The following is a 23,508-nucleotide window of genomic DNA, read 5'->3' on the forward strand; positions in this document are numbered from 1 at the left end:
TAACTAAGGGGCGGAAGAAGTCTTCCTATTAACGGAAGGCTTCTTTCTTTTGGCTATGCGCGAACAACGGATTTCTTCGAAAGAGCGTCTTTCCCCGACAAATCTATCAAACATTCGTTCTCATATCCAACAACTTTTGATATAATGGAGGGCAGGCATTTAAGGCTGGTTGATTGGGAGATGGCGTTTTGCGAGTTTTAGGCATTGACCCGGGTATTGCGATCGCGGGATTCGGATTCATAGATAAGAATGGACACAAATTAACTCCGGTGCAATACGGGGCGATCACGACGGAGGCCCATACGCCGCAGGAGCAGCGTCTGGTGCAGATTTACGAGTCGGCCGGAGCGCTCATGGACCGGTACAAGCCGGATTCCGTCGCGGTGGAGAAGCTGTTCTTCAACCGTAACGTCACGACGGCTTTCGCGGTGGGGCAGGCGCGGGGCGTCATTATATTGGCCGCGGCCCAGAGAGGACTGCCCGTCGCGGAATATACGCCGCTTCAAGTGAAGCAGTCGGTCGTAGGCTACGGCAAAGCGGAGAAGAGGCAGGTGCAGGAGATGGTGAAAATGTTCTTGAAGCTGTCCGCCATCCCGAAGCCTGACGACGTGGCGGACGCGCTCGCGGTGGCGATCTGCCATGCCCATTCCGCCGTACTGACGAATAAAATCAACGAGGTGACCAACCGATGATCGACTATTTGAAAGGCCCTGTCGTACATATCGACGCGGAGTACATCGTGATGGACGTAAGGGATGTCGGCTATCGCGTATTCGTGCCGAGCCCGTACGCGTTCGCGGCCAAGGAAGGCCCCGTCACCGTCTATATCCACCATCACGTCCGCGAGGACGCGATCCATCTGTTCGGCTTCGAGTCCCGCGAGCAGCAGACGTTGTTCCGCAAGCTGCTGGACGTATCGGGGATCGGCCCGCGCGTCGCGATTGGCGTCTTGTCGGCCGGCAAGCCCGAGTCCATTGTCGCGGCCGTTCAGCAAGAGAACATCGGCTTTCTGACGAAGCTGCCCGGCATCGGGAAGAAGACGGCGCAGCGCATGATCTTGGATCTGAAGGACAAGCTGTTCGGCGCCGTGGCCGACGGAGGGCTGCTGGCTGCCGCCGGCTTCGCCGCGGAGCTGGCGGGCGAAACGGGAGGCCAGCAAGGAGCGGGCACCGCTTGGAAGGAAGCGCGCGAAGGGCTCGCGGCGCTCGGTTATACGGCGGCGGAGCTGGACAAAGCGTGGAGTGGACTCCAGGACAGCGTCAAGCCGGACGAGACGGTCGACTCGCTGATGAAGCGGGCGCTGCAGCAGCTGTTTAAAGGGTAACGGAAAGGAGAGGACAGCAAGTGATGGACGACCGGATCATTTCCGCCAACCTCATGATGGACGAGCAAGCCGTGGAGCTAAGCCTTCGGCCTCGTTATCTCGCCGAGTATATCGGCCAGACGAAAGTGAAAGAAAATTTGACGATTTATATCGAGGCGGCCAAGATGCGCAAGGAAGCGCTCGATCATGTCCTGCTCTACGGTCCTCCGGGGCTGGGCAAGACGACGCTTTCGAATATTATAGCCAATGAGCTTGGCGTGAATTTAAGAACAACGTCCGGTCCCGCAATCGAGCGTCCGGGCGATCTCGCCGCGCTGCTGACGAATTTGCAGGAAGGCGACGTGTTGTTCATCGACGAGATCCACAGGCTGCACCGCACCGTGGAGGAAGTGCTGTACCCGGCGATGGAAGATTTCTGCCTGGATATCATGATCGGCAAGGGCCCGAGCGCCCGTTCGGTGCGATTGGACTTGCCGCCGTTTACGCTGATCGGCGCGACGACGAGAGCAGGCTTGCTCTCCGCGCCGCTGCGGGACCGGTTCGGCGTCGTCAGCCGATTGGAATTCTATACGGTGGACGAGCTGGCGTTCATCGTGTCCCGGGCGTCGGAAATATTAGACGTGACCATCGTGGGGGAGGCGTCGACGGAGATCGCGCTGCGCTCCAGAGGAACGCCGCGGATCGCGAACCGCCTGCTCAAGCGGGTTCGCGATTTCGCGCAGGTGCGCGGCGACGGCGTCATTACGCATGATATCGCCCGTTCGGCGCTGGAGCTGCTGCAGGTGGATCCGATGGGGCTCGATCATATCGACCACAAGATGCTGCATGCCATGATGACGACGTTCTCCGGCAGACCCGTGGGACTGGATACGATCGCCGCAACGATCGGCGAAGAGAGCCAGACGATCGAGGACGTGTACGAGCCATATTTGATGCAGATAGGTTTCCTCCAGCGTACGCCGAGAGGCCGGATCGCGACGGACAGCGCATATCAGCACCTTGGTCTGCCGCTTCCGAAACGCAACTAGAGAAGGAGTGCTACGAGAAACGATGAATAAATACGGGAAAAAAATCGCCCTTACGATAACCGCGGTCCTCGTGCTGGTCACCGCGATTACGGCGGTTCCGACGCAAGCGGCCGTGCCGACGCTTCAGGATATCCGCGTCGCGATGTTCATGCAGCTCCCGGGCAAATACGATCAGACGACTGCTGCCGCGACGTTCCAGTCTGCAGGCGGCATGGGGCTCGGCGTGCGGGAGCCGGAAGGCGCGACGGAATGGCTTGCCATTCCGAAGAACGAAAGCATCCGAATCGCTCTCGACGACTTCAAAGTGAAGCTGATGGAGCATAAGAGCTTCTCCAGCGCGTGGGCCGTCTATCAGTACGTCATTGGCGCGAAGGGCGCGGCTTACATCACGTCGGTCAACAAAAACGGCGCGGCGCATTACCAAGTGTTCGAAGGCGCCTATAAGACGGCTGCCGAGGCATCGGCGGCGCTAGCCCGATTGAACGCGGACGCGAAGCTGTCCGCCTTGCTGCAAGGCTTCAAGCCGGAGACGCACGGACCGCTGCGCATGGAATCGCCTGGTATGGCAACCGAGCAAGCCGCTCAAAGCATGGCCTCAACTTACGGAGCGGCCGGGTTTGACGCCTATGTGGCCGTGAGAGGCGGCGCTAGCGCGCCTTCCTATTCGGTAATGGTCGGAGGCGCGTCTACGCAGGAGGAATTCGCGAAGCTGCAGGCGGCCGCGGTCAAGGCGCCGAGCGGCGCATCGCTGAAGCCCGTGGATGCGAGCTCGCGATACCTGCTCATCCGTCCGGATTACGGCAATACCGCCAAAGCGGACGCGAGCCAGGATCTCTACATGCTGCCGGCAGGAGACATGAAAGTGTGGCTGACGCCAAAGGCGGATTCGCCGATCGGCCTCAAGGAGCGCAGCAACCGCACGTACAGGGGAAGCTTCGAGCTCAGCGCCTATAACGGCAAGCTGGCCGTCGTGAACGAGCTGCCGTTCGAGGAGTACCTGTATTCCGTTGTGGCGGTGGAGATGTATACGTCCTGGCCGATCGAGGCGCTGAAAGCGCAAGCGGTCGCGGCTCGTTCCTACGCGCTGAACAAAGGCTTCGGCTTCGGCATCGCCCACGTCGTCGATACGACGCTCAGCCAGGCCTACTACGGAACCGGCGTCGAGAAGCCGTCCTCGACGGAGGCGGTAGAAGCGACAAGAGGCGAAGTCGCGATCTATAACGGCAAAGTCATCGAAGCCGTCTTCTCTTCGAACGGCGGAGGCGTAACCGCGGACGCGAGAGATATTTGGGGCAATGCGGTTCCTTATCTGCAGTCTGTGCAGAGCCCCGACGAATCATCGGAAGCCGGGTTATATCAATGGCATCGCATCGTGACTCCGGATGGCAAGATCGGTTATGTCCGCGAGGATTTGGTACGGAATACAGGAATGACGACCGCGGCGGGAAGCCGCATTCTCGAGCTGACGTCGAACGGCACGAACATCCGGCGCCATCCGCTTATTCAGGATACGGTACCCGTCGTAACCCAGCTGCAGCAAGGCGATAAGGTGGTCGAGCTGGAGCAGGTGATCGAATCGAATCCGATGCATTGGGTGAGAGGCCCGTTCTCGGGCGAAGAGCTGCTTGCGGTAGTTAACGCAAGAGCGAATCCGAAGGTAGCGGGTCCGATCACGACCCTCGAAGTGAGCCTGCGAGGCTTATCCGGCCGCGCTACGGAGATGAAGGTGAATGGAACGAAGCTGGGGCTTTCGTCGCCGGATACGATCCGTTCGGCTCTAGGCGTCGGAGGATCGCTGCCGAGCACGCTGTTCGAAGTCGAAGAGACCGGCAAGGTCGCGATTCTGGGAGCCGCGGGCCAAACGTCCACGAAGACGGATGCCGCGCGCAAAGTGTATGTAATGGGCGCGGACGGCAAGTCGGCCGCCTACTCGGGGGATTATATGTACGCGATGAACGCGGACGGCGAGATTCGCGCGGCGACGAAGGATCCCGCGTTCGCTTTCAGCGGCACGGGCTTCGGCCACGGCGTCGGCTTATCCCAATACGGGGCGCTAAGCTTGGCGCAGCAAGGGTATGACTATGAATATATTTTGAAATACTATTATAACGGCATAACGTTAGCTAAGGAATGAAGTTGAGATGAATGTAGATTGGTTTGATTTCCACCTGCCGGAGGAGCTGATCGCTCAAACTCCGCTTGAAGAACGCACGGCTTCAAGACTGCTCATGCTGAACAAATCCAACGGAGATATACGTCACGGCGTCTTCACCGATCTGGAGGAGCAGCTTCGCGCGGGCGATGTTCTCGTATTGAACAATACGAGAGTCATTCCGGCAAGATTAATGGGCATGAAGAAGGATACGGGAGCCAAAGCCGAGCTCCTGCTGCTTAAGCAGCTGGGAGAGGACCGCTGGGAGGCGCTCGCAAAGCCCGCCAAGCGGCTGAAGACGGGCTCGGTCATCGCGTTCGGAGATGACGGCAGCGGCAGCCCGCTTATGGAAGCGGATGTGCTGGAGGAAGGCGAGATGGGAGCGAGAGTCATACGCTTCCGTTACGAAGGCATCTTTCAGGAGCTCCTTGACCGGCTCGGAGAGATGCCCCTGCCTCCATATATTAAGGAAAGGCTGGAGGAGCGGGAACGGTACCAGACGGTGTATTCCCGTCATGAGGGATCGGCGGCGGCGCCTACCGCAGGTCTTCACTTCACGGAGTCCTTCCTTCGGAAGCTCGAGGAGAAAGGCGTCATATTGGCTTATGTAACGCTTCACGTGGGGCTCGGAACATTCAGGCCGATGTCGGCGGATACCGTGGAGGAGCATGAAATGCATTCGGAATATTACGAGCTCGACGAGCGGAACGCGGAGCTTCTGAACGAAGCTTCAAGAAGCGGCCGAAGAATCGTTGCGGTCGGTACGACCTCCGCCCGGACATTGGAGACGTTGGCCGGCAGATTCCCCGAAGGGCAGCTTGAAGCCTGCAGCGGATGGACTTCGATCTTCATCTATCCCGGCTATAAGTTTCGGCTTGTGAACGCGTTGCTGACGAACTTCCACCTGCCGAAATCGACTCTCGTCATGCTGGTGAGCGCGCTGGCCGGCAGGGATGCGATCATGAAAGCCTATGGGGAAGCGGTCGATAGACGATACCGGTTCTTCAGCTTCGGGGACGCCATGTTTATTTACGACTAAATCAGAAGAATGGAACGTGACGAAAGTGGCTGTAAAATACGAATTGATCAAGCAGTGCAAGCAATCGGGAGCGCGGCTCGGCCGCGTGCATACCCCGCACGGCGTTATCGAGACGCCGACCTTCATGCCGGTAGGCACGCAGGCGACCGTCAAAACGATGAGCCCCGAGGAGCTCAAATCGATGGATGCCCAGATTATTCTGAGCAACACCTATCATCTGTTCCTTCGCCCAGGTCACGAGCTGATCAAACGCGCGGGCGGGCTTCATAAATTCATGAACTGGGACCGTCCTATTCTGACGGACAGCGGCGGCTTCCAGGTATTCAGCTTAAGCGAGATGCGGAAGATCTCGGAGGAAGGCGTACAGTTCCGTTCGCATCTGAACGGTGATAAGCTGTTCCTGTCGCCCGAGGTGGCGATGGAGATCCAGAACGCGCTCGGACCGGATATCATGATGGCTTTCGATGAATGCCCGCCTTACCCGGCCGAATACGAATATGTGAAGCAGTCTACGGAGCGGACGTCCCGCTGGGCGGAGCGCTGTCTGAAGGCTCATGCGAGACCTCACGATCAGGCTTTGTTCGCTATCGTTCAGGGCGGCATGCATAAGGATTTGCGCATTCAGAGCGCCAGAGATTTGACTTCCATGGATTTCCCGGGGTATGCTATTGGTGGACTGAGCGTGGGCGAACCTAAACATTTGATGTACGAAGTGTTGGATTATACCGTTCCCGAGCTCCCGGCGGACAAGCCTAGATATTTAATGGGCGTTGGATCTCCGGACGCGCTCGTCGAGGGTGCCATCCGCGGCGTCGACATGTTCGACTGCGTCCTGCCAACGCGCATCGCAAGGAACGGAACAACGATGACGAGCGAAGGGCGGCTTGTCGTGAGGAACGCCAAGTACGCCGAAGATTTGGGGCCGCTCGATCCGAAGTGCGGCTGCTACACGTGCCAGAACTATTCCCGCGCCTATATCCGTCACCTGTTGAAGGCGGACGAGACGTTCGGCATTCGCTTAACCACCTATCATAACCTGCACTTCTTATTGCAGCTCATGAGGGACGTGCGCCAGGCGATTATGGAAGACCGGCTTCTTGACTTCAGGGATGCCTTCTTCGAGTCGTACGGCCTTAACGATAACGACAAAGGATTTTGAAAGGGGGGAAAGCTATGACCATTTTTGAAGCAACGGGTGCAGCTGGAGAACAAAACATTTGGGGCATCGTTCTTCCGTTTGTCCTGATGTTTGCCGTATTCTATTTCCTGCTTATCCGTCCGCAGCAGAAGAAATCAAAACAGCGTACTGCCATGCTTAATCAAATTAAAAAAGGCGACAAAATCACGACGATCGGCGGTCTACACGGGACTGTCGTGGAACTGACCGACGATACGGTCGTCATTCGCGTCAACGATACGACGAAGATGACGTTCGAACGCAGCGCCGTCAACACGATCGTAAGCTCTGCTCCAGCAGTGGCAGCAGACAAATAATACATAAGAAACGACCGGCAGATCCGTCTGCCGGTCGTTTTTTTTTGCGCTCAAGATCTTCTGAGGTTGACGCCGATCATACCGCCGAACGCGCCGGCCAGGAGGGCGGCGCCGAGGATTAATGCGCTGTTCCAAGAAGGCGCGGCGTTCGCGGCGAGAAAGCTGACGATCATGACGAGAATGCCGTAAACGAGCCCGAGCAGGCCGCCGTTATACCAGCCTCTTCGTTCGGAACGTTTGCCGGCGGTGAATCCGCCTGCCAGCGCGGACATGCCGTGGACGAGCAAGGTGTAGGAGCTGAGATCGCTTTCTTTCATGCTGGAGAAATGAAGCAGCAAGGAAAGCAGGAGCGCTCCCGCCGCGAGCCAAATGATGGAGAACGCGACTCCGGCCAGCAGCGGCGAGGCGATGATGGGCGACTTGGGAGCTTGTTTGACGGAACTCATCGTATTCCTCCTTAAGTTTTCATTTTATGATTAATCCATATGGCCAAGCAGGCGCAAATAGTACAGGTTCCCGGACTAAATTCGCTTTTTCCTTTGGATAAGCTGCCATATATTCGCGCACCCGCGCATCGTATGTTGTGATAGGCGGGGGGGAGAATAGCTGTACGAGCTTGACACTGGCTCAGCAGCCAGCATGCTACTATCAAGGAGGCGCTTACCACTTGGATATGTATAGCTTGTTGATCCGGACGGCGGTTATCTATTTCGTCGTGTTTCTGATCATGCGGTTCATGGGAAAGCGGGAAATCGGCAAGCTGTCCGTGCTTGATCTCGTCATTTCGGTTATGGTCGCGGAGATCGCCGTCATTGTCATCGAGGACGTGGATCGGCCGTTGTTGGACGGAATTGTGCCGATGGTTGTCTTGATGCTAATTCAGGTCGGAACGGCATTGCTTTCCATGTATAATAGAAAAATACGGCTTCTGTTCGACGGCAAGCCGAGCGTCATTATTTCCAAAGGCAAGATCAACCGGGATGAAATGCGCAAGCAGCGCTACAACTTGGATGATTTAATGCTGCAATTGCGCGAGAACAAGATGACTTCCGTCGCCGATGTGGAGTTCGCCATTCTGGAGACGAGCGGAAAGCTTTCGGTTATTCCGAAAGAAAGGGTGGAGGCGAAAGAGACTTCACCGGAAGTCAAAGAAGCCCCAAACGTCGATGTCGAGACATCCGGTCACACGCCTCTGCCTAAAGGCAGGGAAAAGCTGATTCCGGCGGGCTACCGTTTCGAAATATTGCCGATCCCGCTTATTATGGACGGCAAGGTTCAGGACGAAAATTTGATCAAAATCGAAAAAACGAGATTTTGGCTGAAAAACGCGCTACAGGCTCATCAAGTGACGGATTTCAAAGACGTGTTTCTTTGCACGATCGATCATAAAGGGAAGCTGTTCGTAGACGTTAACAAGAAGAAAATTACTTAAACCATCTGCCAAGCCAGGGAATACGAGCGAGATCATAGCGGTCGATAATCCTCATCCAAATCATCAACAGCAAATAGAGGATTACGCTCGCCGCGCTTGCCAGCAGGAGACTCATCCACTCCGCGCCAAGCGGGGAATGCTTCATCGTCCATTGCGCGGCGGCTCCCATGATGATCATCGCCGAGATCACCTTAACGAAGTCTAGACTCTTCATGCGGAAGCCGATGAAACGGAGGACGCTGATGGCGTGCAGGACGGTGACTAGCACGATATTGACGTTAATGGCGATTATCGCTCCATAAATGCCGAGCTCCGGCTTGGAGGTGAGCTGAACGATCAACACCAGCTTCACGGCTGCGCCGATAAACGTATTGAGCAGGGCGGTACCCGGTTTGTTCAATGCTTGGAGGGCGGCTTGAAGCGGAGCCTGTAAATAAATGAACAACGCGACGGGAGCCATCATCTGCAGCATGGGAGCGTATTCGGGATGGTCGTATACGATCCGGCACAGAGGCTCGGCGAACAATCCCATCACGACGGCAAAAGGAGCGCCCGAAACAAGCGCGATGCGCATCGATTGATGCAGCCGCTTATGAATAAGCGGCTTATCGTTCCGGGCGGCCGCTTCCGACAATGACGGCACAAGCGATACCGCAAGCGAATACGTCAGCGCGGTCGGAAGCAGCAGCAGGGGAATGATCATGCCCTGCAAAGCCCCGTACTGAGCCGTTGCGATTCCTGTTATGATTCCCGCGGCCGCCAGGCTGCGCGCGGTGAATATCGATTCGAGCAGATAGGAGAGGGATCCGACCAGCTTGCTGCCCGTAACCGGGATGGACAATCCGAGCAGGCGACGCAATACGGAAGGATGCTTCTCCTGATCCTCTTCGAGGGAGGAAGCCCCCCCTTCCGCCTCCTTTGAGGCTTTGCGGGTTTTGTCCCTGCCGTATTTCCACAAGAGCACCAGCAGTCCGCCGATTTCCCCCGCAACGACGCCGAGCATAGCGCCGGCAGCCGCCCATTCCAAGCCGTAAGGCAGAAGCAAGTAGGCGAAGATAAGGGTTCCGATGATGCGTACGATCGTCTCGACGAGACTCGATAAAGCGCTTGGAATCATGTTTTGTTTGCCTTGGAAGTACCCCCGGTAAACCGATGACACCCCGATAATAATAAGCAGGGGGCTCATCATGAGGAAGGCGCGGTAAACCCTGGCGTCAGGGAGCACGTGCTTGATAATGAACGGCGCGAACAGCAGCATCGCGGCCGTCATGATGACGGCAATAGACACGGTCAGCGCCATAGCCGTGCGGAATATATGTTTGACCCGCTTATGATCGCCTTGCGACTCCGCCTCCGCGATCCATTTGGCGATCGCAAGAGGAATCCCGCCTGTTATGATCGTGAGCAGCACGATTAAGAACGGATAGGCCAGCTGATACAAGCCTACTCCTTCCGCGCCGATGATACGCGGCAACGCGATGCGCGGCACGAAGCCGAGCAGCCGATTGACGATGCCTGCGGCAAGCAGGATCATGGCACCTTTTATGAACGTTTGCTTGGTCATGATCGAAGACCCCATCTCCTTCAAGGTAACCTGCACATAGGTCATTCTCCGGACATGCAGGTATTATCACTGTATGCTTGGCATGTCCTTTCGCATGTCAGTCAAATTTGAGATAACTAGCAGGATTTTTCGACAAAGAAGAAGAATATATAGAGAACATCGAAGCGAACGAGGAGGTGCGGCATGGCAGGCGATGAGTTAAGCGTGATGATTGAAGAGCTGTGTCACAGCAAAGCGGAAGAATTCCGAATGCTCGGCTACGAGCATGTGGACGGCAAGGAGATCTGGGATTGCGTCAGCGCCAAATACGCGAAGACCGGGCAGCCGGAGCTGCATCAGCTGGTGAACGACATTTTATCGCTGAAGGTCACGCAATTTATGAATTATATGACGCTTAGTGCCTTTAAAGGGAACCCTTTCTAACCGAGGGTTCTTTCTTTTTTGACTCGTTTTTGCGCCATCTGTATAATGGGAATATTGAGATCATAAGGGGGATATGAGACGTATGTTCGGGAAGAGAATACTAGCCTTCCTTGCGGTCGTGATCGTGACATTCGGCGTAATGGCCGCGACGACCCCTTGGTTGCTGCAAGAGGTCAAGCTGGGGCTCGATCTAAAGGGCGGCTATGAGGTTCTGTATCAGGCTAAGCCGTTCGAAGGGGGTTCGGCCGTAACGCCGGAAAGCTTGAAGGAGACGGCGAAGGGTCTCCAGAAGCGGATCGACGATTCTGGATTGGTAGAACCGGAGATTACGCCTGAAGGCAAGGACCGCATCCGGGTCAAGCTGCCGGGCGTGGAGAGCGAAGACGACGAAGTATTGAAAATGCTCTCGCAACCGATTAACCTCACCTTCCGCGCGCCTGACGGCACGATTAAGCTGACCGGTACGGATTTCGTGGAGAACGGAGCGGGGCTCGCGTTCGACGATCTGAATCGACCGATCGTCACGATCAAGCTAAAGAGCGCGGAGAAATTCGGGAAAGTAACGACGGATTTGGTCGGACAAGCCATGTCCATCTATCTAGACGAGACCTTGATATCCAGTCCGATGGTGAACCAGCCAATCAACAGCGACAGCGCGATTATCGAGATGGGCAATTCTTCCGTTGATGAAGCGCGCGATCTGCGCGACAAAATCAATATGGGATCCCTTCCTCTGAGGCTCGAAGCCCTGTATACGCAAAGCGTCGGGGCAAAACTCGGCTTGCAATCGCTTGAAGATACGGTAACGGCCGGCGTAATCGGATCGTTGATCGTATTGGTGTTCATGATCGTCATATTCCGTGTTCCTGGATTCGTGGCGGCGATTACGATCATTTGTTATGCATGGCTGCTTATTCTCGTGCAGAATTTGATGGGAGCGACGCTAACGCTGCCAGGCATCGCGGCATTCGTGCTAGGGGTCGGCATGGCCGTCGACGCCAACATTATTACGGCCGAGCGGATTAAGGAAGAGATCCGCAGCGGCAAGAGCATGCTGTCCTCGCTTCGGTCCGGCTCGAAAAACTCGTTCCGTACGATCATGGACGCCAATATTACGGGCATTATCGCGGCAGCCGTGCTTTATTTCATCGGCGACGGCGCGATCAAAGGTTTTGCTTTGACGCTGATCTTCAGCAATATCGTAAGCATCATTACGAATATTTACTTCGCGCGCTTCCTCCTGGATCTGCTCGTACGAAGCAACCGGTTCCTGAAGCCGGGTTATTACGGCGTGAAGGAGAGTGAAATCCGTGAACTTTAATACGAAGATCCGTTATGACGTGGTGGGCAACCGGAATAAGTATTTTATCATCTCACTTGCGTTGACCCTCGCCGGCATTCTTTCCCTGATTCTATTCCAACTGAATTTGGGCGTCGATTTCAAAGCGGGCACCAACATGGATATTTCCATGCCGAAAGCGGTCACGCAGCAGGAAGTGAAGGATGTACTGACTGAGAACGGCTATACGGACATTACCCCTACGGTTGGAGGACAGAACAACGACAGGGTTACTATCCGATTCAACGACATTTTGGATCAACAGCAATCGGCCAAGGTCAATGCGGCCATGAAAGCGAAATTCGGCGAGGACGTCTCCTCCGAGGTGGCTGTCGTATCGCCGGACATCGCGCGGGAGCTCGGCATCAAGACGATCTGGGCGATTCTGATCGCAAGCATCGGCATCATGGTCTACGTCATGATCCGTTTCGAGTGGCGGTTCGCCCTTGCGGCGAATATCTCTATTCTGTACGACAGCTTCTTCGTCGTCGCCATGTTCTCCATTCTGAGGCTGGAAGTGGATCTTCCGTTTATCGCGGCCGTCCTGACGACTCTCGGCTACTCGATCAACGATAAAATCGTTATTTTCGACCGGATTCGCGAAAACATGCGATTCTCGCAGTTGAAGAATGAGAGCCAGTTGGCCGAGCTGATTAACGCAAGTATTTGGCAGACGATGGCAAGGAACTTGTACACGGTATTGACGGTCGTCATCGTGACAGCCAGCATCTTCATATGGGGCAGCCCATCGATCAAGCTGTTCTCGCTGGCGATGTTGATCGGTCTGGTGAGCGGCGCATATTCGACGATCTTCATCGCGAGCCCTCTATGGTACCTGTTCAAACGCAATCAGAAGCATAAACCGAAGGCTGCTTCGGCTAACACGAATCCTTAATCGGGTTTTATTCCGCAAAACCTAAGCCTATGCTTACTTACGCACTTTCTAAGCCTATGCTTACGAAGCAAGGAAGTGCTTTGCACTTCCTGAGCCTATGCTTACGAAGAAGGAAATGCATCCGCAAAACCTTTTAGGAGGTTCAAATGTCAACCAGACCGCGAGATGGGAAGAGAGATCCCGGCAGCCGAACGCGCTTATGGGGCGTTCTGGACATTCTGTTTCGGGGCTCTCGGAAAAATCAGAAGGAAGCAAGCCGCGAAGAAGACGCGGATGAGCTGATGCAGGTGGTGCAGCGCGTCGATGGTGTCGTAACGGTCCAGTCGCTCAAAGCGAGGGAGCACGGCCATTACGTGGTGGCGGACATCGTCATCAGCGTTAATCCTCGGATTACGGTGCTCGAAGGGCAAGAGATCGCGAAGCGCGTAAAGACGCTGCTGATGCATCGTTTCCTGCATTTGTCGGAAGTATCGGTATTCGTTGAGCCTTATGATCCCGGTTATCCATATAAATCCAATCACGACCCTAATCAGGAGCAGATGCCAACACTGCTGCAGTAGGAAGCTAGTCAGCAGGAAGGAGAGAATACCTGATGATTCATAGGAAGACCCGCTGGACTCTAGCGGAATGGAAAGATTCGGAGGAAGGCGCAGCCAAGCTTCTAAGCGAGAGGCTGAGCCTTCCTCCTCTTGTTGCCCGGCTGCTCGTGCAGCGCGGCTATGCCGACGAGGCGAGCGCCCGCGCGTTCCTGCATGCGGATGAGAGTCATCTCCACGATCCCTATCTGCTCAGCGGCATGGAGGATGCGGTTAGACGCATTCGCGCCGCCGCCGAGCATGGAGAGAAGATACGCATATACGGCGATTACGACGCGGACGGCGTATCCAGCACTTCGCTGCTGTTTCACGTATTCCGCGGGATGGGCCTTCATTTCGACTATTATATTCCTCATCGCGCTTTGGAAGGGTACGGTTTAAACAAAGAAGCGATCGCCCTTGCGGCGGAAGAGGGCGTAAAGCTGATCGTCACGGTCGACACGGGCATTAGCGCGTACGATGAAATCGAATACGCGGGAACCCTCGGCATCGACGTGGTCGTTACGGATCACCACGAGCCTCCGGAGCGATTGCCGAACGCCTGCGCCGTCGTTAATCCGAAGCAGGAGCATTGCGGCTACCCGTTCAAAGGGCTGGCCGGCGTCGGCGTCGCGTTCAAGCTGGCTACAGCCTTGCTCGGGCGTCCTCCGCTGGAGCTAGCCGATATCGTCAGTCTTGGCACGATAGCGGACTTGATGCCTCTCTTGGACGAGAACCGGATACTTGTCCGTTATGGACTGGAGAGGCTCCGCAAGGACGCCGGCGTCGGTTTTCGGGCGCTTGCGGAAGCGTCCGGCATCGAGCTCGACGCGATCGTCTCGACGAACATCGCGTTCGGCATGGCGCCGAGGATCAACGCGGCGGGCAGACTGGACCATGCGAAAAAGGCTGTTGCATTGCTCACGACGAATGACTATGACGAAGCGATATTATCCGCCGTCCAATTGGATACGCTAAACAAAGAAAGACAACGCATCGTAGATTCCATCGCCAAAGAGGCGGAAGAGAAATGGCAATCGAAGCTTCAGGCGGCCGAGCAGGCGGGTACGAAACCGCCTTCCGTCATCGTCCTCGCCGGCGAGGGCTGGAATGTAGGCGTCATCGGGATTGTCGCTTCCAAGCTGCTTGAGAGGCACTATCGCCCTGTCATCATTTTGGGTATCGACAAAGAAACGGGCATGTGCAAAGGCTCGGCCAGATCGATTGACGGATACGACCTCCATGCCGCGTTAACCGAATGCGAAGAGCTGCTGGACCATTACGGCGGGCATCAGGCAGCCGCGGGCATGACCTTGCATCGCGATCAATTAGAGCAGCTTGAACAACGGATGTCGTCACTGGCTGAAGAGTGGCTCACGGCGGAGGATTGGATTCCGAAAACCAAAGTGGATATCGCGTGCGGATTGGAGGACGCGACGCTCGAGACGATCTCGCAGCTCTCCTTGCTGGAGCCGTTCGGCGTGGCGAATCCGTCGCCGAGATTGATGTTCTCCGGCATCCAGCTCGCCGATCGGAAGGCGATCGGCAAGGAAGCCAAACACCTGAAACTGGCGCTAGGCAGCGGCCGCAAGCTGCTGGATGGCATCGGCTTCGGCATGGGAAGCATGGTTGCCACTCTGCCTCCAGGCTGCCGGATCGATTGTATCGGCGAGCTGTCCATTAACGAATGGAACAATCAACGGAAGCCTCAGCTGCAGCTTCATGATATGCATTACGAGCCGGCCGCGCTTGCGGAATTCCCGAGCAGGGAGCAATTCGGCCAAGTCTATCAGCTGCTAAGGCGGATGGGACAGGTTCAGGAACGGGGATTAACCGCAAGAATTTCGGAGCAAATCGGCTTGACTGCGGATGCCGTTCAGCTTATGCTTGACGTATTCGAGGAGCTTCGCTTTATTCGCCGCAGCGGCGGCGAGTATATCGCGGAGGCATCGCCTGAGAAGCGCGAGCTGGCTACCTCGGAGCGTTACCGGGCGGCGAAGGAGCGGCATGACCGCAGCCATGCGCTTGCGTGACGAAGGAAACATAAACAGTGTGAAGAAGAAAGGGTTGACCGTACGTGTCGAAGGCATCATACAATTTCAAGGATTACATTCGCGTTATTCCGGATTTCCCGCAGCCGGGCATCCGATTTAAGGATATTACGACTCTGCTCAAGGACGGCCCGGCTTACCGCGCCGTCATCGACGAGATGAAGGCGGCCGTCGAGCATTTGAAGATCGATGTCGTGGCCGGACCAGAGGCCCGCGGCTTCGTTGTCGGCGCTCCGCTCGCGCTTGCGCTGGGCGTTGGCTTCGCGCCGATCCGCAAGAGCGGCAAGCTTCCCGGCGAGACGATCACCGCAAGCTATGATCTCGAATACGGCAAGGATCAGCTCGCCATGCATAAGGATGCGATCTCGCCGGGTCAACGCGTACTGATCGCGGATGATTTGCTGGCAACTGGCGGCACGATTCAGACCTCGATGAATCTTATTCGCCAGCTTGGCGGCGAGGTTGTGGGAGCTTCATTCCTCATCGAGCTCGCGTATCTGAACGGACGCGAGAAGCTGGACGGCATCGACGTCTTCTCGCTGATGACATACGAATAAGAAGAGCGGGCCGGAGCAATCGGCCAGCAGCGAAGCCGCTTCGGGCACGCCGTCTCTATGAAGGGATGGTGGCGCCGGGCGGCTTCTTTTTGATGATGGAAGTTGACGTAACCTTACAGTTAAAGGCATAATATGATAAAACCTCACTCCATAATGCGGCAACCATTTGCAATAGCCGGCATGGCGGAGGTTTCGAGAATATAACGGCGTTATACGCTTACGCTTGGAAAGGGACGTTTCATGGGCATCGAGCAGTTACTTGAGAAGGCATCCGTCTATATGAAAGAGCAGGATCTCATACGCATCAAGGAAGCCTATGATTTCGCAGAGCAAGCCCATCATGGACAAGTGCGGAAATCAGGAGAGCCTTATATCCTGCATCCCGTGACTGTTGCCGATATTTTGGTCAATATGGGCATGGACGTCATGTCGATCATTGCCGCGCTCCTGCACGACGTCGTGGAGGACACGACTGTCGATTTGGAGACGGTACGGGCGAAATTCGGCGAAACCTGCGCAATGCTGGTGGACGGACTGACCAAGCTCGAGAAGATCAGGTTTCAATCCAAGGAGGAGCAGCAGAACGAGAATTACCGTAAAATGTTCGTCGCCATGGCTCAGGACATTCGCGTCATTCTCATTAAGCTTGCGGACCGCCTTCACAATATGCGCACGCTTAAATACCAATCGGAGGAATCCCAGCGACGCATCGCGTACGAAACGCTGGAGATTTTCTGTCCGATCGCGCACCGTCTGGGTATATCGGCCATCAAGTGGGAAATGGAAGACATCGCGCTCCGTTACCTTAATCCGCAGCAGTATTACCGGATCGCGAATCTGATGAAGAAGAAACGCGCCGAACGGGAGCAGTTCATCGACGACGTCATTTCGCGCATTCGCGAGAAGCTCGAGGAGATGGGCATCGAAGGCGATATTTCCGGAAGGCCGAAGCACTTGTACAGCATTTATAAGAAAATGACGACGCGGAACAAGCAGTTCAACGAAATTTACGACCTGCTTGCGATCCGCATCATCGTGGACAATATCAAGGACTGCTACGCCACGCTTGGCATCATCCATACGCTCTGGAAGCCGATGCCCGGCCGATTCAAGGATTATATCGCGATGCCGAAGGCGAATATGTACCAGTCGCTCCATACGACGGTCATCGGTCCTAACGGCGAGCCGACCGAGGTGCAAATCCGCACCTGGGAGATGCATCGGACCTCGGAATACGGGATCGCGGCGCATTGGGCGTATAAGGAAGGCATGGTCGTGCCGGATGGCAATTTCGAGGACAAAATGTCATGGTTCCGGGAAATTCTGGAGCTTCAGCATGAAACCCGCGACGCCGCGGAATTTATGGAATCGCTGAAGATGGACTTTTTTGCCGACCTCGTCTTCGTCTTTACGCCTAGCGGCGAAGTCATCGAGCTGCCGGCCGGCTCGGTGCCGCTCGACTTCGCATACCGGATCCATACGGAGGTGGGCAACCGGACGATCGGCGCCAAGGTGAACGGGCGCATCGTTCCGCTCGATCATAAGCTCAAAACGGGCGACATCGTGGAAATATTGACGTCGAAGCATTCTTACGGTCCGAGTCAGGATTGGGTGAAGATCGCGCAGTCGTCCCATGCCCGCAGCAAGATCCGGCAGTGGTTCAAGAAGGAGAAGCGCGAGGAGAACGTGGCTAAAGGCCGCGAGCTCATAGAGCGTGAGCTCAAGCGTCTCGGGCTGGAGCCGTCGGCTTGGATGAGCGAGGATAAGCTGCAGGAGGCCGCGGCAAAGTTCACGTTCAACGACATCGAGGATATGATGTCCGCGATCGGCTTCGGCGGCATTACGGCAGCCCAGATCTGTACGAAGCTGACGGAGAAGATGCGCAGGGAAGCCGAGGAAGCGAGCCAGATCGAGCTGACCGCGGAGAAGAAGGAAATCAAAGCCGCGGGCATGACCGTCAAGAAGAACCGGCCGAATCACGGCGTGAAGGTCAAGGGGGTCGACAACCTTCTTGTTCGTTACGCGCGCTGCTGCAACCCCGTGCCGGGCGATGCAATCGTTGGCTATATTACGCGGGGGCGAGGCGTGTCCGTGCATCGGATGGATTGCCTGAACATCCCCTTCGGCGCGGATGGCGAGGAAGCGGAACGCGTCATCGAGGTCGAGTGGGAGGATTCCGTCGAAGCGAATTACAGCGTCGATATCGAAATTACCGGCCATGACCGGAGAGGCCTCTTGAACGAAGTGCTTCAAGCGGTTTCCGAGAGCAAGACCAACATCTCCGCGGTGACGGGCCGCTCGGTGAAGAACAAGATGGCCCTCATCCATATGACGGTGCTCATCAAGAATATCGACCATCTTTCGTCCGTCGTCGAGAAGATTAAGCGGGTACAGGACATTTATTCCGTGCAGCGAATCATGCAATAAGAGTAAGGAGTAGTCGGCAGTGAAAGTAGTCGCGCAGCGAAGCAAGACAGCAAAAGTGACGGTAAACGGCGAAGTAACCGGAGCGATCGAGTCCGGTCTGGTGCTGCTCGTCGGCATTACGCATGAAGACACGGACGCGGACGTGAAGTGGATGGCGGATAAGATTGCCGGCCTTCGGATCTTCGAGGACGAGTCGGGCAAAATGAATCATTCGGTGACGGATGTGGGCGGCGCCATTTTGTCCGTGTCCCAATTTACTTTGTACGGCGATTGCCGCAAAGGAAAACGTCCGAATTTTATGGCGGCGGCGAGACCGGAGCAAGCGGAGGCGCTCTATGAGGCGTTTAACGGCGCTTTACGAGAGCGGGGACTGCATGTCGAAACGGGACGTTTCGGCGCGATGATGGACGTGGAGCTGACCAATGACGGGCCTGTGACGTTAATTTTGGAGAGCGGCGCTTAAAGTTCGGCAATGAGGCCAACACTAGGGATACAAGCCGGAGGGGACGTGTCTGTTCCCCCGGCGGACAACTAGGTTGGAGGAATGCGGCACATGCGTCAATCAAGAAAAGAGCAAGGACTGGAGCGGGCGTCGAGAATATTGCTGAATCCGGACCGCAGGGAAGCGAGAATGCTTGCGGAGCTCGGCACGGATATGGAAGCGGCGGAGGAATGGGAAGGACGACAGTCGTTTGTAGGCAGAACCGGATTCGATCGGTAAAAGCGCTTTCGAATTTGTAACATATCTGTAATCAACTGCTAACGTTCTATTAACATCTTAGACCTATAATAAATCTCGACCCCCTTTTTTAAAATATACTTTACTTTGGACCTGCACATCGGTGCAGGTTTTTTTCTGTCCATTTCCGCGTTCGACTTCCTTGACTTTCGCCCTTGCGCCAAGTAAAATTACAATCATTAACTTCCATATCTGATTCGATGACGGGACAAAGTAATTCCGCGCGGGATACGCAGAGAGGGATGCCATAGGCTGCAAGCATCCTTATAACGGCAGAATGAAAGAACCTCCCCGAGAACGGTCGGCGAACGGCCTCTTGCTGCGTAATGCGGCCTAGAAGAGATGCTCATTAGCTGATAAGCGGCAGGCGGACGTTACCCGTCATGAAGCGAGCGATAGCACTCCAGTCGCTCGGAATGTGGGTGGTACCACGGGAGATGACATAACTCTCGTCCCTTCGGCTTTGCCGATCGGGATGGGAGTTTTTTTGATTTCAGAGACAGGGAGTCGGGAGGTAGGACAAATGAAATTTCAGAAATCACCCGGAACGCAGGATATTCTGCCGGGAGTCGTGGAGAGATGGCAGTTCGTGGAGAGCAAGGCCCGCGATATTTGCAGCCGGTTCAATTTCAGGGAAATTCGCACGCCGCTGTTCGAGTCGACGGAATTGTTCCAGCGCGGCGTAGGCGAGACGACGGATATCGTGGAGAAGGAAATGTATACGTTCGTCGACCGAGGCGAACGCAGCTTGACGCTTCGTCCGGAAGGGACGGCCGGCGTCGTCCGCTCGTACGTGGAGAATAAGCTGTTCGGCGATCCGGATGTCAGCAAGCTGTATTACATCGGGCCGATGTTTCGGTACGAGCGCGCCCAAGCGGGCCGCTACCGTCAATTCCACCAGTTCGGCGTAGAGGCGATCGGCTCCGTCGATCCGGCGCTTGACGCAGAGGTCATCGCGCTCGGGTATTCCTTCTATACGGAAGTCGGGCTGAAGGGCGTTCGGGTGGAGATCAACTCCGTCGGCACGCCGGCCGTGCGGGCGGCATTCCGCGAGCGGCTGCTGGCGTTCCTCGAGCCGAAGCGCGAAATCCTATGCAAGGACTGCCAATCCCGGATGGATCGCAATCCGCTTCGCGTGCTGGATTGCAAGACGGATCAGGCGCATTTCGAGGGCGCTCCGTCCATCTTGGACAGCTTGGACGAGGAGTGCACGGCACATTTCGACAAGGTGAAGCAATGCCTGTCGGATATGGGCATCCCGTTCGAAATTAATCATCGTCTGGTGCGCGGCCTCGATTATTATACGCATACCGCTTTCGAATACAAAGCGGAAGGCATTGGCGCGATCGATACAGTCGGAGGCGGCGGCCGCTACAACGGCCTGGTGTCCGATATCGGCGGCCCCGAGCAGCCGGGCGTCGGTCTTGGTCTCGGGCTGGAGCGCACGATTCTGCTGCTCGAGCATCAGAAGACGGAGCTGCCGAACCTGCACGGGATCGACGTGTATATCGTCGCGCTCGGCGAGGCGGCGGACCGCGAAGCGACGAAGCTGGTGTACGAGCTGCGCAGGCAGGGAATTCGGGCGGAACGCGATTATCAAGGCCGCAAGATGAAGGCGCAGCTGAAATCCGCGGATCGGCTGGGCGCCCGATTCACAGCCATCTTGGGCGACGACGAGCTTGCGCGCGGCGAAATCGCCCTGAAAGATATGGCGCAGGGCGAGCAGCGCATTGTGGCGATTTCGGCGCTTGCGGGCGAGCTGAAGTAAGTTTTAGCATCATTTGACCCATTCTATAATATGGACACGAAACGAGGAGAACGAAGATGACATTATTAAAGACGCATAACTGCGGAACCTTGACCAAAGCCGAAGTAGGACAGACCGTAACTCTTAACGGGTGGGTGCAGCGCCGCCGCGATCTCGGAGGGGTGCTCTTCATCGACCTTCGCGACCGCACGGGCATCGTGCAGATCGTATTCAACCCTGACTTCTCCGGCGACGCGCTGGCGATCGCCGACCGCGCTCGCAGCGAATTCGTGCTGGCCGTAACGGGCAAAGTGGTGGAACGCGATCCGGAGACGTACAACGCGAACCTCGCGACGGGCGAGATCGAGATCCGCGTCACGGAGATCGAAGTTCTGAACGCCGCGAAGACGCCGCCGTTCCCGATCGAAGACTCTGTTGAAGTCGACGAGTCGCTTCGCCTGAAATACCGTTATCTCGACCTTCGCCGTCCGGAAATGTACAAAACGCTGCTGCTTCGCTCCAAATCGGCGAAGATCTTCCGCGACTTCCTGGACGACAACGGCTTCCTTGAAGTAGAAACGCCGATTCTGACGAAGAGCACGCCGGAAGGCGCGCGCGATTACCTCGTGCCGAGCCGTGTGCACGAAGGCGAGTTCTACGCGCTGCCGCAATCGCCGCAAATCTTCAAGCAGCTGCTGATGGTAGGCGGCGTCGAGCGCTACTACCAAATCGCCCGCTGCTTCCGAGACGAGGATCTTCGCGCCGACCGCCAGCCGGAATTTACGCAGATCGACATTGAGACATCCTTCCTGACTCAGGATCAGCTTCTCGGCATGATGGAGCAGCTGACGGCTAGATTGCTCCGCGAGACGGTAGGCGTTGAGCTGGAGCTTCCGTTCCAGCGCATTACCTTTGCCGACGCAATGAACAAATACGGCTCCGACAAGCCGGACCTGCGCTTCGGTCTCGAGATCGAAGACATTACCGATATCGTGTCGGGCAGCGACGTGAAGGTATTCGCGAGCGTAGCGGCAAGCGGCGGCGTGGTCAAAGCGCTGAACGCCAAAGGCTGCGCGAGCTGGAGCCGCAAGGAGCTGGACGATCTGCAGCCGTTCGCCGCGCGTTACGGCGGCAAAGGCCTCGCGTGGATCACGGTGAAGGACGGCGAATGGCGCGGTCCGATCGTGAAATTCCTCAAGCCGGAAGAAATCGAAGCCTTAACGGCTCGTCTCGGCGTTGAAGAGGGCGACCTGCTGACGTTCTCCGCCGACAAGCCGAAGGTTGTAGCCGACGTGCTGGGCAACCTGCGTCTGAAGCTCGGCCGCGACCTGAACCTGATCGACGACTCCAAATTCAAGTTCGCGTGGGTCGTAGACTTCCCTCTCGTCGAGTGGGACGAAGAAGCGAAACGGTACGTGGCTCTGCACCATCCGTTCACCCGTCCGAACGACGACGATCTGCATTTCTTCGATACCGATCCGGGCCAAATCCGCGCGCAAGCGTATGACTTGGTGCTTAACGGCTATGAAGTAGGCGGCGGCTCGATGCGGATCTACAAGCGCGATGTGCAGCTGCAAATGTTCAAGGCGCTGGGCTTCTCGCCTGAAGAAGCGCAAGAGCGCTTCGGCTTCCTGCTCGACGCCTTCGAATACGGCACGCCTCCGCACGGCGGCATCGCTTTCGGCTTCGACCGTCTGGTCATGCTGCTGTCCGGCCGCACGAACCTGAGAGAGACGATCGCCTTCCCGAAAACGGCGAACGCGACCGACCTTCTCTGCGACGCGCCTTCCGAGGTCGAGCTGTCGCAGCTGGAGCAGCTGCATATCCGCACGGTGCTGAAGCCGAAGCCGGTACCTGCCGGCGCCGGAGCAGCCGCGGAAAACAAGGAATAAGAGTTCGAATAGACAAGGAGGCGGCAGTCCCATGCTGCACCAATTCTCACGCACGGAGCTTGCGATCGGTCCGGAAGGGCTGGAGCGGATGAAAGGAAGCACGGTCGCCGTGCTCGGCATCGGCGGCGTAGGCTCCATCGCGGCGGAGGCGCTGGCTAGAACCGGCGTCGGCCGCATCATTCTGATCGACAAGGACGTCGTCGATATTACGAACATCAACCGCCAGATTCACGCGCTTACGACGACGGTCGGGCAGCCGAAGGCGGATCTGATGAGAGACCGGATCAAGCTGATCAATCCGGAATGCGACGTCATCTCGCTTCGGATGTTCTATACGGAAGAGACGTATGAGCAGCTGTTCGCTTATCCGCTCGATTACGTCGTGGACGCTTCCGATACGATCATATACAAGGTTCATCTGATCAAGCAGTGCCTGGAGCGGGGAATTCCGGTCATCTCCAGCATGGGCGCCGCGAACAAGATGGATCCGTCCCGGTTCCGCGTCGCGGACATCTCCAAGACGCATACCGATCCCATCGCGCGCGTCGTGCGCACGAAGCTTCGCAAGGACGGCATCAAGAAGGGCGTCAAGGTCGTCTTCTCCGACGAGGAGCCGATGAAGCCGCGCGAGGACGTCACGCAGCGCATCGTGCCGGAGAACGCCCCGGAGATCCGCAAGGCGCAGCAGCCGCCGTCCAGCAACGCATTTGTTCCGCCGGTCGCGGGGCTGATCATGGTCAGCGTCGTTGTGAAGGATCTGCTGGAAGCAGGCGGCGTGAAGCTGTAAGTGTAATAGGTTAAATTGAACCGCAGAGGGCCGCGCCTTCTGC

22 protein-coding genes are annotated in these 23,508 nt (G+C 56.5%); 20 read left to right on the plus strand and 2 right to left on the minus strand.

Annotated features, from left to right (window positions below):
• The first annotated feature begins 188 nt into the window (after positions 1-188).
• The 7 genes from ruvC to yajC are packed head-to-tail and all read left to right on the plus strand — an operon-like array spanning position 189 to position 7,037.
• Complete coding sequence (ruvC, locus tag NQZ67_RS02030) at positions 189-692, plus strand: crossover junction endodeoxyribonuclease RuvC (protein ID WP_257442271.1); 504 nt, start codon at positions 189-191, stop codon at positions 690-692.
• Positions 689-1,324, plus strand: a complete 636-nt coding sequence (gene ruvA, locus NQZ67_RS02035) for a Holliday junction branch migration protein RuvA (protein WP_257442274.1) — start codon at positions 689-691, stop codon at positions 1,322-1,324. The genes ruvC and ruvA overlap by 4 nt, the downstream gene beginning before the upstream one ends.
• 23 nt (positions 1,325-1,347) lie before the next feature.
• Positions 1,348-2,352: a Holliday junction branch migration DNA helicase RuvB gene (gene ruvB / locus NQZ67_RS02040; protein WP_257442410.1), complete on the plus strand. Its 1,005-nt coding sequence runs from the start codon at positions 1,348-1,350 to the stop codon at positions 2,350-2,352.
• Positions 2,353-2,374: 22 nt separating this feature from the next.
• Positions 2,375-4,486, plus strand: a complete 2,112-nt coding sequence (locus tag NQZ67_RS02045; RefSeq protein ID WP_257442276.1) for a SpoIID/LytB domain-containing protein — start codon at positions 2,375-2,377, stop codon at positions 4,484-4,486.
• A gap of 7 nt (positions 4,487-4,493) precedes the next feature.
• Positions 4,494-5,543, plus strand: coding sequence for a tRNA preQ1(34) S-adenosylmethionine ribosyltransferase-isomerase QueA (gene queA / locus NQZ67_RS02050; RefSeq protein WP_257442278.1), 1,050 nt, complete (start codon positions 4,494-4,496; stop codon positions 5,541-5,543).
• Between the two features lie 25 nt (positions 5,544-5,568).
• Positions 5,569-6,702, plus strand: coding sequence for a tRNA guanosine(34) transglycosylase Tgt (gene tgt, locus NQZ67_RS02055; RefSeq protein WP_257442412.1), 1,134 nt, complete (start codon positions 5,569-5,571; stop codon positions 6,700-6,702).
• Between the two features lie 14 nt (positions 6,703-6,716).
• Positions 6,717-7,037 (plus strand): preprotein translocase subunit YajC, encoded by a 321-nt coding sequence (yajC, locus tag NQZ67_RS02060; RefSeq protein WP_257442279.1) that lies wholly within the window; start codon positions 6,717-6,719, stop codon positions 7,035-7,037.
• A 50-nt stretch (positions 7,038-7,087) separates the two neighbouring features.
• Here yajC and NQZ67_RS02065 read toward each other — a convergent pair whose 3' ends face one another.
• Complete coding sequence (locus NQZ67_RS02065; protein WP_257442281.1) at positions 7,088-7,483, minus strand: TIGR04086 family membrane protein; 396 nt, start codon at positions 7,481-7,483, stop codon at positions 7,088-7,090.
• Positions 7,484-7,710: 227 nt separating this feature from the next.
• On the opposite strand from NQZ67_RS02065, the gene NQZ67_RS02070 reads away from it, so the two are divergent.
• Positions 7,711-8,469 carry a YetF domain-containing protein gene (locus tag NQZ67_RS02070; protein WP_257442414.1) on the plus strand — a complete coding sequence of 253 codons (759 nt, stop codon included), beginning with the start codon at positions 7,711-7,713 and terminating at the stop codon, positions 8,467-8,469.
• Here the strand turns inward: NQZ67_RS02070 and spoVB are convergent.
• Positions 8,462-10,033 carry a stage V sporulation protein B gene (spoVB, locus tag NQZ67_RS02075; RefSeq protein WP_257442283.1) on the minus strand — a complete coding sequence of 524 codons (1,572 nt, stop codon included), beginning with the start codon at positions 10,031-10,033 and terminating at the stop codon, positions 8,462-8,464. The genes NQZ67_RS02070 and spoVB overlap by 8 nt on opposite strands.
• Positions 10,034-10,216: 183 nt before the next feature.
• On the opposite strand from spoVB, the gene NQZ67_RS02080 reads away from it, so the two are divergent.
• The 12 genes from NQZ67_RS02080 to NQZ67_RS02135 all read left to right on the plus strand — a co-directional run bounded on the left by NQZ67_RS02080 (position 10,217) and on the right by NQZ67_RS02135 (position 23,465).
• Positions 10,217-10,456 carry a post-transcriptional regulator gene (locus tag NQZ67_RS02080; RefSeq protein WP_257442291.1) on the plus strand — a complete coding sequence of 80 codons (240 nt, stop codon included), beginning with the start codon at positions 10,217-10,219 and terminating at the stop codon, positions 10,454-10,456.
• 82 nt (positions 10,457-10,538) lie between these two features.
• The gene (gene secD / locus NQZ67_RS02085) at positions 10,539-11,777 is read left to right on the plus strand and encodes a protein translocase subunit SecD (protein ID WP_257442296.1); all 1,239 of its coding nucleotides are present in this window, start codon (positions 10,539-10,541) and stop codon (positions 11,775-11,777) included.
• Entirely contained in the window at positions 11,767-12,690 is a 924-nt protein-coding gene (gene secF / locus NQZ67_RS02090; protein WP_257442297.1) for a protein translocase subunit SecF, read from the plus strand. The genes secD and secF overlap by 11 nt, the downstream gene beginning before the upstream one ends.
• A gap of 146 nt (positions 12,691-12,836) precedes the next feature.
• Positions 12,837-13,250, plus strand: a complete 414-nt coding sequence (locus NQZ67_RS02095; protein ID WP_257442298.1) for a cation transporter dimerization domain-containing protein — start codon at positions 12,837-12,839, stop codon at positions 13,248-13,250.
• Positions 13,251-13,282: 32 nt separating this feature from the next.
• A complete protein-coding gene (recJ, locus tag NQZ67_RS02100; RefSeq protein WP_257442299.1) occupies positions 13,283-15,298 on the plus strand; it encodes a single-stranded-DNA-specific exonuclease RecJ in 2,016 nt (671 codons plus the stop codon).
• Between the two features lie 44 nt (positions 15,299-15,342).
• A complete protein-coding gene (locus tag NQZ67_RS02105) occupies positions 15,343-15,873 on the plus strand; it encodes an adenine phosphoribosyltransferase (protein ID WP_257442300.1) in 531 nt (176 codons plus the stop codon).
• 240 nt (positions 15,874-16,113) lie between these two features.
• Positions 16,114-18,300 (plus strand): RelA/SpoT family protein, encoded by a 2,187-nt coding sequence (locus tag NQZ67_RS02110; RefSeq protein WP_257442301.1) that lies wholly within the window; start codon positions 16,114-16,116, stop codon positions 18,298-18,300.
• Positions 18,301-18,319: 19 nt separating this feature from the next.
• On the plus strand, positions 18,320-18,763 hold the full coding sequence (gene dtd, locus NQZ67_RS02115; RefSeq protein ID WP_257442302.1) for a D-aminoacyl-tRNA deacylase: 444 nt from the start codon (positions 18,320-18,322) through the stop codon (positions 18,761-18,763).
• A gap of 90 nt (positions 18,764-18,853) precedes the next feature.
• Positions 18,854-19,021 carry a hypothetical protein gene (locus NQZ67_RS02120; protein ID WP_257442303.1) on the plus strand — a complete coding sequence of 56 codons (168 nt, stop codon included), beginning with the start codon at positions 18,854-18,856 and terminating at the stop codon, positions 19,019-19,021.
• Between the two features lie 541 nt (positions 19,022-19,562).
• Complete coding sequence (gene hisS, locus NQZ67_RS02125; RefSeq protein ID WP_257442304.1) at positions 19,563-20,807, plus strand: histidine--tRNA ligase; 1,245 nt, start codon at positions 19,563-19,565, stop codon at positions 20,805-20,807.
• 56 nt (positions 20,808-20,863) lie between these two features.
• Positions 20,864-22,678, plus strand: a complete 1,815-nt coding sequence (gene aspS / locus NQZ67_RS02130; RefSeq protein ID WP_257442305.1) for an aspartate--tRNA ligase — start codon at positions 20,864-20,866, stop codon at positions 22,676-22,678.
• Between the two features lie 31 nt (positions 22,679-22,709).
• On the plus strand, positions 22,710-23,465 hold the full coding sequence (locus NQZ67_RS02135) for a tRNA threonylcarbamoyladenosine dehydratase (protein ID WP_257442307.1): 756 nt from the start codon (positions 22,710-22,712) through the stop codon (positions 23,463-23,465).
• Positions 23,466-23,508: the final 43 nt, after the last annotated feature.

The organism is Paenibacillus soyae (assembly GCF_024623455.1).
Taxonomy (GTDB): Bacteria; Bacillota; Bacilli; order Paenibacillales; family Paenibacillaceae; genus Pristimantibacillus; species Pristimantibacillus soyae.

Bases quoted from the DNA above. Each gene is read 5' to 3' on its own strand.
- ruvA (WP_257442274.1), top strand. From the start codon at position 689: ATGATCGACTATTTGAAAGGCCCTGTCGTACATATCGACGCGGAGTAC.
- ruvB (WP_257442410.1), top strand. From the start codon at position 1,348: ATGGACGACCGGATCATTTCCGCCAACCTCATGATGGACGAGCAAGCC.
- NQZ67_RS02045 (WP_257442276.1), top strand. From the start codon at position 2,375: ATGAATAAATACGGGAAAAAAATCGCCCTTACGATAACCGCGGTCCTC.
- queA (WP_257442278.1), top strand. From the start codon at position 4,494: ATGAATGTAGATTGGTTTGATTTCCACCTGCCGGAGGAGCTGATCGCT.
- yajC (WP_257442279.1), top strand. From the start codon at position 6,717: ATGACCATTTTTGAAGCAACGGGTGCAGCTGGAGAACAAAACATTTGG.
- NQZ67_RS02065 (WP_257442281.1), bottom strand. From the start codon at position 7,483: ATGAGTTCCGTCAAACAAGCTCCCAAGTCGCCCATCATCGCCTCGCCG.
- NQZ67_RS02070 (WP_257442414.1), top strand. From the start codon at position 7,711: ATGTATAGCTTGTTGATCCGGACGGCGGTTATCTATTTCGTCGTGTTT.
- spoVB (WP_257442283.1), bottom strand. From the start codon at position 10,033: ATGACCAAGCAAACGTTCATAAAAGGTGCCATGATCCTGCTTGCCGCA.
- NQZ67_RS02080 (WP_257442291.1), top strand. From the start codon at position 10,217: ATGGCAGGCGATGAGTTAAGCGTGATGATTGAAGAGCTGTGTCACAGC.
- secD (WP_257442296.1), top strand. From the start codon at position 10,539: ATGTTCGGGAAGAGAATACTAGCCTTCCTTGCGGTCGTGATCGTGACA.
- NQZ67_RS02095 (WP_257442298.1), top strand. From the start codon at position 12,837: ATGTCAACCAGACCGCGAGATGGGAAGAGAGATCCCGGCAGCCGAACG.
- recJ (WP_257442299.1), top strand. From the start codon at position 13,283: ATGATTCATAGGAAGACCCGCTGGACTCTAGCGGAATGGAAAGATTCG.
- NQZ67_RS02110 (WP_257442301.1), top strand. From the start codon at position 16,114: ATGGGCATCGAGCAGTTACTTGAGAAGGCATCCGTCTATATGAAAGAG.
- NQZ67_RS02120 (WP_257442303.1), top strand. From the start codon at position 18,854: ATGCGTCAATCAAGAAAAGAGCAAGGACTGGAGCGGGCGTCGAGAATA.
- hisS (WP_257442304.1), top strand. From the start codon at position 19,563: ATGAAATTTCAGAAATCACCCGGAACGCAGGATATTCTGCCGGGAGTC.
- aspS (WP_257442305.1), top strand. From the start codon at position 20,864: ATGACATTATTAAAGACGCATAACTGCGGAACCTTGACCAAAGCCGAA.
- NQZ67_RS02135 (WP_257442307.1), top strand. From the start codon at position 22,710: ATGCTGCACCAATTCTCACGCACGGAGCTTGCGATCGGTCCGGAAGGG.